Here is an 8,580-nt window from a genome sequence, read left to right as displayed (position 1 = left end):
GCTATGCACTTACCAATACAGCCTGGACTTACAGCCTGATGGCGGTAACTGATGAGAAATCTTTTAATGAGAATGAGGCATATACCGTAGCTGTGCCAAAGGATAAGGAAGCCTTAAAACAGCATATTATTTTCAGTTATCCTCAATGGAAGCTGGTAGATTACGATTCCCTTGCTGATGCGACAGATATGGTCGTTCATGAAAAAGCAGACTGTTTCCTCATGGGAAACAGTCTGGCGTTGAAGTATGATAACCATCAAGATTTCAAAAGTATTCCACTTACCAAAACAATGGAGGCATGCTTTGCAGTAAGAGGTGGAGAATCCCCTCTCTTATCAATACTGAATAAAACCCTGAAGACCATGCCGTCTGACATGCTTACAAGCACACTTGCTATCTATGACAGTACGCCAGATAAGGTGACATTTTATGATTTTGTAAAAGACAATCTGCTTACTTTTCTGGCCACTACAGGATTCTTTGCGCTTGGCATCATCGGCAGCATTATCCTCATGCTTTTACGAAAGGCAAGGAAGGCAGAAGCTGTCGCAAAGCTTGCGGCAAATGATACACAAAAGCTTAATGACAAGCTGGAAATTGCTTTGAAAAAAGCAGAGGATGCCAGTCTTGCAAAGACCAATTTCCTTAACAATATGTCTCATGATATTCGTACACCAATGAATGTTATTCTGGGATATAATCAATTGATGAAGGAAGATATGACAGATTTAAAGCTGCTTGACTATCAGAAAAAAATAGAGCAGTCAGGAAAGCTTTTGTTATCCATTATCAACAATGTTCTTGATATGGCCCGCATTGAGAGTGGTAAGATGGAAATTGATGAGAATGTTGAAAGAATGGATGATATACTGGAAGAAATTGATGGAGTGTTCGCATCTGCTGCAAAAGAAAAGAATATACAGCTCAGGAGCGAAATGTACGTGACACATAAGAGTGTTGTGTGTGATGGGACAAAAGTCAGAGAGATTTTGATCAATCTTGTAAGCAATGCACTTAAATATACGCCAGATGGTGGGACTGTGACGATTAAAGCACAGGAGCTTCCGGGAGATAAAGAGGGGTATGTAAAGATAAAAACAGAAGTGACTGACACAGGGATTGGCATGAGCAAAGATTATATCCCGATCATGTTTGATTCATTCAGTCGTGAACGCAGCACGACAATCGGAAAAATCGGTGGGACAGGACTTGGCATGTCTATCGTGAAACGGCTGGTTGATATGATGGGCGGAACGATCGAAGTGAACAGTGAACTTGGAAAGGGAAGTAGTTTCACTGTGATTCTTCAGCACAGACTTGCAGAGGACAGCTACTATGAGAAAAAATCAAGTCCAAAACAAGTCGTATCGAAAAAAGTGTTAAAAGGGAAGCGAATTTTACTTGCAGAGGATAATGATCTGAATGCAGAGATCACAACAACCATTTTGGAGAATGAAGGGCTGCTGATTGACCGGGCTGCGGATGGCGTACAGTGTGTGGATCAGATCAATCAGATGCCGGCAGGAACTTATGATTTGATTCTTATGGATATTCAGATGCCGAATATGGATGGATATCAGGCAACAAAGCTGATCCGTCAGTTCGCTGATGAAGAAAAGGCGAATATCCCAATTGTTGCCATGACCGCAAATGCTTTTGAGGAGGATAAGAGAGAGGCTATTACAGCCGGGATGAATGGTCATATCGCAAAGCCAATCCAGGTTGACAAGCTGCTGTCGATATTGGCAGAAACTATAGGGCAGTAAGAAAAGCAGTATATCTAAAAAATGATATATACTCTTTTTTCGTTCTCCTGTCACCGTGACATTCCTATGCCACACACAGAATATCATGTTTATGAAAAAGAAATAGTTCTGATCCTGATTAAATGGTAACGTGCTCCCGTTCTTTGAGGATCTTCGGAAAGAAATGAAAGAAAAGGCAGCTGGTCATAGTGGCTGATACCACATCAGCCACCGGTTCTGAGAAGAATGCAGCATCTGCAGTGAACAGTGCAGGCAGGAAGATCAGTCCGGCAAGGAAGATAAACTTCCGAAAGGCAGAGCAGAAGAGTGCCAGTTTTACTTTGCCGAGAGCAGTGGTCTCATCTACCAGTGGATATTGTACGGCCAGCGGGATGATCATAAAGGTAAACCGCTTAATATAGGTGACGGAACGGTGCAAAATCTCAGGATCTTCTGTGAAGAGCCGTACATAGACCGGAGATATTGTCCAGGTCACGACAGTCATCAGAATACAGAAGGAAACACACAATCCGGTGATGTACAGAATCGCTTTTTTGATTCTCTGTGCATCACCTTTTCCATAATTGAAGCTGACTACCGGCTGGCTTCCCAGGGTGATGCCGCCCATAGGCATGGTGATGAGCAGAAGATAACTCTGTACAATGGTTGCACAGGTGACCAGTGTATCACCTTCACCGGGGCCGCCGTAACGCTGCAGCACAGTGTTCAGAACGATGAGCAGAATGCTGTCACTGGCGAGAATGAGGAACGGAGAGAAACCGAAAGTGACAATCCGTTTCATGACATGCAGGTGAAAATCTCCCCATCCAAGACGCACAGGCATCCGTTTGCTGAACAGACAGCCAAGGACAAACAGACAGGAGACAATCTGAGAGATGACTGTTGCAATGGCTGCACCGGCAACGCCCATATGGAAAACGAAGATAAAAAGCGGATCCAGAAGGATATTCAGGACTGCTCCGATCACTACCGTTGCCATACCAAGACCGGAAAATCCCTGAGCGATCAGAAAACTGTTCATGCCGCCGGAGATTAATGCAAAGAAAGTACCGGCGGTATAAATTGTGACATAGGTATTGGCGTAGGAAAAGGTTGTTTCACTGGCTCCGAACCACATAAGCAGAGAGTTTTTGCTGAGCAGAAACAGACTGGTGAGGACTGCGGACAAGATCAGCAGCATCAGGAAGCCGTTATTTAAGACCTGACGGGCTTCTTTTTTTTTGCCGCTTCCCATTTTCATAGCCATAACAGGTGCCCCGCCCTGACCGACCATGGAACCAAAGGATGCCAGCAGAGTAACGATCGGTGAACAGATACCGACGCCTGCCAGTGCCAGATCGCCCACGCCGGTACCGATATACATGCGGTCTACAATGGAATATAAAACATTTACCAGCTGTGCCAGCATAGTTGGAATGGCCAGCCTTACTACCAGACGGGGTATCTCATCCCGTCCAAGATCATTTGTGCGACTCATAGAATTTTTTTGCTTCCTCCAGATAAAATTTCCAGTATTAATACAAATACATTATATCTATGATACATGATTAGGAGTGGAAAGTAAACGGAAAAAGAAAAGACCGAAATGTAGTGAATATGACAGATAACGATGGCAGTGACCAGACACTGGTTTTTGACATTTCGTGCCAAAAACAGTTAGTTTGTGCCAAATCTGTTGTTTAAAACCAATAATAAAGTATAATTATTAGAAAAACAGTTTCATTAATTTTTTTTAAATTGTGCAGATTAAGGGAATGGAGGAATAGAAATGACAATTAATAAAAAACTGGAAGCAGCAAAATTAGAACTTTTACTGGAAGGGAGACTGGATACCACAACTTCGCCTATGCTGGAGGCAGAACTGAAGCAGTCCATCGAGGGCGTTACAGAGCTGGTATTCGATTTTGAGAAACTGGAATATATTTCTTCAGCTGGTCTTCGTATTTTGCTTGCAGCACAGAAAATCATGAATAAGCAGGGAAGTATGGTTGTAAAGAACGTAAATGAAATCGTAGCCGAAGTATTTGAGGTTACGGGATTTTCTGATATTCTGACCATTGAGTAGAAACAGAAATTTTTCTGACCGAAATGTGTGAGATGAGGGAGAAAAATGATGGATACGAATTATTTGTGTGAACAGAAATTGAAAAGAGAAAATCCACAGTTACATAAAAGAGTTGCAGACAGTGTGGTTTGTGTAGAGCGGATGCTGGTAAAATATCAGAATATTTTTCCCACTTATACAGATCACACAGCACTGCATTCGATAAATATCATTGATTTTTGTAATCGTCTTATAGGCAAAAATATTGATCAGATGAATGCGGATGAAATCTATGTGCTTTTGATGGGAGCCTATCTTCATGACAGCGGAATGGGGATCACCATGTCTGATTATGAGAATTTTCGAAAAAAAATTGACTTCGGAGATTATTTTGACACCCATGATCAGGAGAATATTCCAGATATTATCAGGGATTTCCATCAGGAATTCAGTGGCGAGTATATCAAAAAGTACACAGAGATTTTTGATATACCGTCACAGGAACATCTTTTTGCGATCGTACAGGTTGCACGGGGACACAGAAAAACAGATCTGTGGGATACAAAAGAATATCCGGAGGAAATCTGCCTTCCAAGCGGAAATAAGATTCATCTGCCCTATCTGGCAGCCCTGATTCGCCTTGCAGATGAACTTGACATTGCAGCGGACAGAAATTTACAGTTTCTGTATGATGCAGAAATGATTGATAATGAATACAGCAAGATGGAATTCAAAAAACATCAGGCAATCCGCCAGTTAAATGTAAATGAAGATTCCCTTGTTATGATAGTGGACCGGTCGGATGAAAATGTATACCAGGGTGTACTGGAGCTAAAAGAAAAATTAGATCAGACATTTCAGGAATGCAGAAAGGTTATCAGAGAAAGAACACCGTATCGTATTGCACAAAGAGAGATTCTGATTCAACCATATAACGGTCTTTTTTTAGGACAGGCAGAGATGGACAGACTGGCCGTACAGGGTAAACTGCTCTCAGAATATGAACAGCCGGTATATCAGAAAGTAATGAATGGAAGAAGTGGACTGACACTCCTGGATGTGGGATGCAACAATGGATGGAAAACAAAAATGCGTTTTCTGAGTGAAAATTTCAAGAAGATCATAGGGATAGATTGTTTAAATCCGCTCATCGAACAGGCACAAATAGAATTAAAAGACAACGTATTTTCTTTTTATACCTGTGATGTTATAGATGCAGATTTTACAGAAAATCTCCGGCGAATCATGCAGCAGGAAAAGATAGATGCATTTGATATTATTCATTGTTCGTTTGTGCTGATGCATACGGAAAGACCAGAGGATATTTTGAAAAAACTGAGACCGTTTCTGGCAGAGGACGGAAAGCTTATTGTGATAGAAGCAGATGATATGGAAAGTTCAATGGTTCCTGACACAAAAGGTCTGTTTCAAAAATTTCTCGAATTACTTTTAAATGATCCATACGCCGGAAAAAGGACAATAGGAGCACACCTTCCTCAGCTGTTATCAGACAGTGGATATGCAGATATAAAATGCGAATGCTCAAAAGTATGTTCTTCGGGGAAAGAGAAAGAAAAGAAAGAACAGATTTTTGAAACCTACTGCTCTTTTCTGCCGGAAGATTTATTGCTGCTTGGAAAAGAAAGTAAAAAATATCAGCATGACTGGGAATGGGTAAATCAAAACTTTGACAAACTTCATGAGCAGATGACAGGCGATGAAGCGGTAATTTCCATGGGAGTTAAAATATACACCTGTAGAGGAGAAAGTATTTCAAAAGGTCAGAGAGGAATGTAGAACAATGAAATTAAAATTACTGCCGAAATTCGTATTGTCCCTGGGAGTGCTGGGGGTTGCCCTAACGGTTACGATTTCTCTGTTCAGCTATCTTTCTTCAAAAGAGTATCTGGAAGAGATGTATGCTCAGAGAGTCATCAGTGGGAGCAAAAGCGTGGCAGCTATGCTGGATATAACGGATGTACGCAGGATTCTTGGCCCTGGCGGTGAAAACAGCGAGGAATACAGACGTGTGGAAGCTATGTTGAACACGTTAAAGAAGGATGGGGACATCACATATCTGTCACTGGTGATCCCGGATGAAGACAGTGTAACCTTTTATATTGACACCTGTGTACAGGAACTGGGGGATGACCCTGCGAATAAACTGGCTTATGGAACGAATGTATTATACACAGAAGCGGCATATGATGAGATCGATCTGCAGAAATATTATGATGTATGGGATCTGTATGCCGAAAATAAAGGTACGGATAAGCCGCTTGTGACAGATAACAGCTATGGATACAATTATACGGCTGTTTCTCCGATCCTGGATGAAAAAGGCGAGGCAATCGCTGAAATACAATATATTCTGGACATGCAGAAGGTTCGAGATCATTTAAATTCCTTTTTATATACGATGCTTGGAATTTCATGCTCTATAATATGTATTGCATTACTGTTGTATATGATGTTAGTGAAATGGATGGTATTAAACCCGGTAGAAAAACTTTCCAGATTTACTACAGAAATCATACAATCCGGAGATTTTAAAAAACAGGAAATAGTCATCAGTACGAGAGATGAAATTGAAGATCTCGGAAACTCCTTTAATGTCATGTTGAAAAAACTGGAAACTTATATTGAGAACCTGACTGCTGTCACAGCAGAAAAAGAACGCATCGGCACGGAGCTTAATGTTGCGACCCATATTCAGTCTTCTATGCTGCCATGCATTTTTCCGGCGTTTCCAGACAGAAATGAGTTGGATATCTATGCAACTATGACACCGGCAAAAGAAGTCGGCGGCGATTTCTACGATTTTTTTATGGTGGATAAAAGACATATTGCCATTGTAATGGCAGATGTTTCAGGAAAAGGTGTCCCGGCAGCTTTATTTATGGTGATCGGCAAAACTCTGATAAAAGATCATACCAAGCCAGGACGTGATCTGGGAGAGGTTTTTACAGAAGTAAACAATATTTTGTGTGAATCAAACGATAACGGAATGTTCATTACCGCATTTGAAGGCGTTCTGGATCTTGTGACGGGCGAGTTCCGGTATGTGAATGCAGGACATGAGAAACCCTTTATCTATCGCAAAGGCAAAGGATATGAAGCATATAAGATCCGTCCGGGATTTGTTCTGGCGGGTATGGAAAATATCAGATATAAAGAACAGATGATCCAGCTGGATATAGGAGATAAAGTGTTTCAGTATACAGATGGAGTCACAGAGGCGATGAATAAAGACAACCAGCTATATGGAATGGACAGACTGCATCATATCCTGAATCAGCAATGTCAGACATGTAGTCCTGAGAAGACCCTGGAACTCGTGAAGGCAGATATAGATGCGTTTGCAGGCGACAATAATCAGTCTGATGATATCACCATGTTGTGTCTGGAGTATACCAAAAAAATGGAGGGGTAACCTGTGAAAGAAATAACAGTAGATGCTATGATAGAAAATATGAATACAGTGACAGCGTTTGTGGATGATTTTCTGGATCAAATAGCCTGCCCCATGAAGTCCAGGATACAGATCAATATTGTCATCGATGAAATATTTGGAAATATTTGTCATTATGCATACAAAGATTCTGTTGGAGCTGTAACAGTCAGAGTGGAGTCCGGGAATACACCGAAAGCAGTCTTTCTGACATTTACCGACAATGGCATCCCCTATAATCCGCTGGATACAGAAGATCCTGATATTACTTTATCTTCAGAAGAAAGAAAGATCGGTGGTTTGGGCATTTACCTGGTCAAGAAGAACATGGATGAAATGAAGTACGAGTATGTGAATCAGCAAAACAGATTATGGATGGAAAAAAGATTGTAAGATATGGGAGAAAATAAATGATTATACATAATGACAGACAGGAGCTTCAGAAAGCATTACAATATGTAGAAGAAGAGTTAAAAAAATATAATCTGAACAGAAGAGAAGCCACCATGACCATGCTTATGGCAGAAGAAAGTCTTGTGTGTATGATGAGTCATACAGAAGAGCAGGAAAAGATAGAGATCGTGTTTAAGAAGCTGTTCGGTAACATTTCTTTAAATATAAGCGCACGGGGTGAAGCTTTTAATGTGTCTGAAGAGAGCGTACTCATCGGTGATATGGATTTTGAGGGAGTGAGTGGAGATGCAGAAGCAGCCATTCGAAATCTGATCATTCGTTCTCAGTCAGATATATTTCAATATAAAAACAGACTGCACCAAAACACCATACGTCTGGTCGTAAAACGGTCAGAGAGAATGCAGTTATATTTAACCTTAGGAGCAATGCTGCTTGCTGTAATTCTGGGAATTATTTTTAAATTATCATTACCAGTATCGGCTCAGAATATGTTAAATGAATACTTACTGACACCCGTAAAGGTAATGTTTTTAAATGCGTTAAAGATGATTGTCGGACCGGTAGTATTCTTTTCCATAGTTACCTGTCTGTCACAATTTGACAGTATTCGGGATCTGGGGAAAATCGGTCTGAAAGTGATGGGAATGTATCTGTTTACCACACTGCTGGCAGTGACCAGTGGCATCGGTGTGTTTGAACTGATACAGCCGGGAGATGCATCACTCTCACAGTATGTAACAGATGCAGCATCGAAGACGATTGAGACTGCCGGCAATACAAATATTTCATTATTAGATACCGTTGTAAATATTGTGCCGTCTAATATTGTAAAACCATTTTTGGAAGCGGATATGCTGCAGATCATTTTTATAGCAATTATTTGCGGTGCAGCAGTTGGAATGATC

The 8,580-nt window shown here is 41.0% G+C and carries 7 protein-coding genes; 6 read left to right on the top strand and 1 reads right to left on the bottom strand.

Annotated features, from left to right (window positions below):
* Positions 1 to 1,766, top strand: a 1,766-nt coding sequence (locus tag ACLTL4_RS10440; RefSeq protein ID WP_412320506.1) for an ATP-binding protein, incomplete at its 5' end; no start/stop codon positions are given.
* Positions 1,767 to 1,884: 118 nt separating this feature from the next.
* Here the strand turns inward: ACLTL4_RS10440 and ACLTL4_RS10435 are convergent.
* On the bottom strand, positions 1,885 to 3,243 hold the full coding sequence (locus ACLTL4_RS10435) for an MATE family efflux transporter (RefSeq protein WP_173903339.1): 1,359 nt from the start codon (positions 3,241 to 3,243) through the stop codon (positions 1,885 to 1,887).
* 291 nt (positions 3,244 to 3,534) lie between these two features.
* On the opposite strand from ACLTL4_RS10435, the gene ACLTL4_RS10430 reads away from it, so the two are divergent.
* The 5 genes from ACLTL4_RS10430 to ACLTL4_RS10410 form a co-directional block, all read left to right on the top strand.
* Complete coding sequence (locus ACLTL4_RS10430; protein ID WP_161285820.1) at positions 3,535 to 3,831, top strand: STAS domain-containing protein; 297 nt, start codon at positions 3,535 to 3,537, stop codon at positions 3,829 to 3,831.
* Between the two features lie 45 nt (positions 3,832 to 3,876).
* Positions 3,877 to 5,607, top strand: coding sequence for a methyltransferase domain-containing protein (locus tag ACLTL4_RS10425; RefSeq protein ID WP_412320505.1), 1,731 nt, complete (start codon positions 3,877 to 3,879; stop codon positions 5,605 to 5,607).
* Between the two features lie 4 nt (positions 5,608 to 5,611).
* A complete protein-coding gene (locus tag ACLTL4_RS10420; RefSeq protein WP_173903341.1) occupies positions 5,612 to 7,243 on the top strand; it encodes a SpoIIE family protein phosphatase in 1,632 nt (543 codons plus the stop codon).
* A gap of 3 nt (positions 7,244 to 7,246) precedes the next feature.
* Positions 7,247 to 7,654 (top strand): ATP-binding protein, encoded by a 408-nt coding sequence (locus tag ACLTL4_RS10415; RefSeq protein WP_295301465.1) that lies wholly within the window; start codon positions 7,247 to 7,249, stop codon positions 7,652 to 7,654.
* Between the two features lie 17 nt (positions 7,655 to 7,671).
* Positions 7,672 to 8,580: dicarboxylate/amino acid:cation symporter (locus ACLTL4_RS10410; protein ID WP_412320504.1), on the top strand; the 909-nt coding region annotated here is incomplete at its 3' end.

The organism is Hominisplanchenecus sp., from assembly GCF_046967715.1.
GTDB lineage: Bacteria > Bacillota > Clostridia > Lachnospirales > Lachnospiraceae > Hominisplanchenecus > Hominisplanchenecus faecis.
Note: the sequence above shows the minus strand (reverse complement) of the source record. Positions and strands in the feature narration are given on the sequence as shown.

What these genes read in the sequence shown, in the direction of transcription:
- ACLTL4_RS10430 (WP_161285820.1), top strand. Translation starts at nt 3,535, where the DNA reads ATGACAATTAATAAAAAACTGGAAGCAGCAAAATTAGAACTTTTACTG.
- ACLTL4_RS10425 (WP_412320505.1), top strand. Translation starts at nt 3,877, where the DNA reads ATGATGGATACGAATTATTTGTGTGAACAGAAATTGAAAAGAGAAAAT.
- ACLTL4_RS10420 (WP_173903341.1), top strand. Translation starts at nt 5,612, where the DNA reads ATGAAATTAAAATTACTGCCGAAATTCGTATTGTCCCTGGGAGTGCTG.
- ACLTL4_RS10435 (WP_173903339.1), bottom strand. Translation starts at nt 3,243, where the DNA reads ATGAGTCGCACAAATGATCTTGGACGGGATGAGATACCCCGTCTGGTA.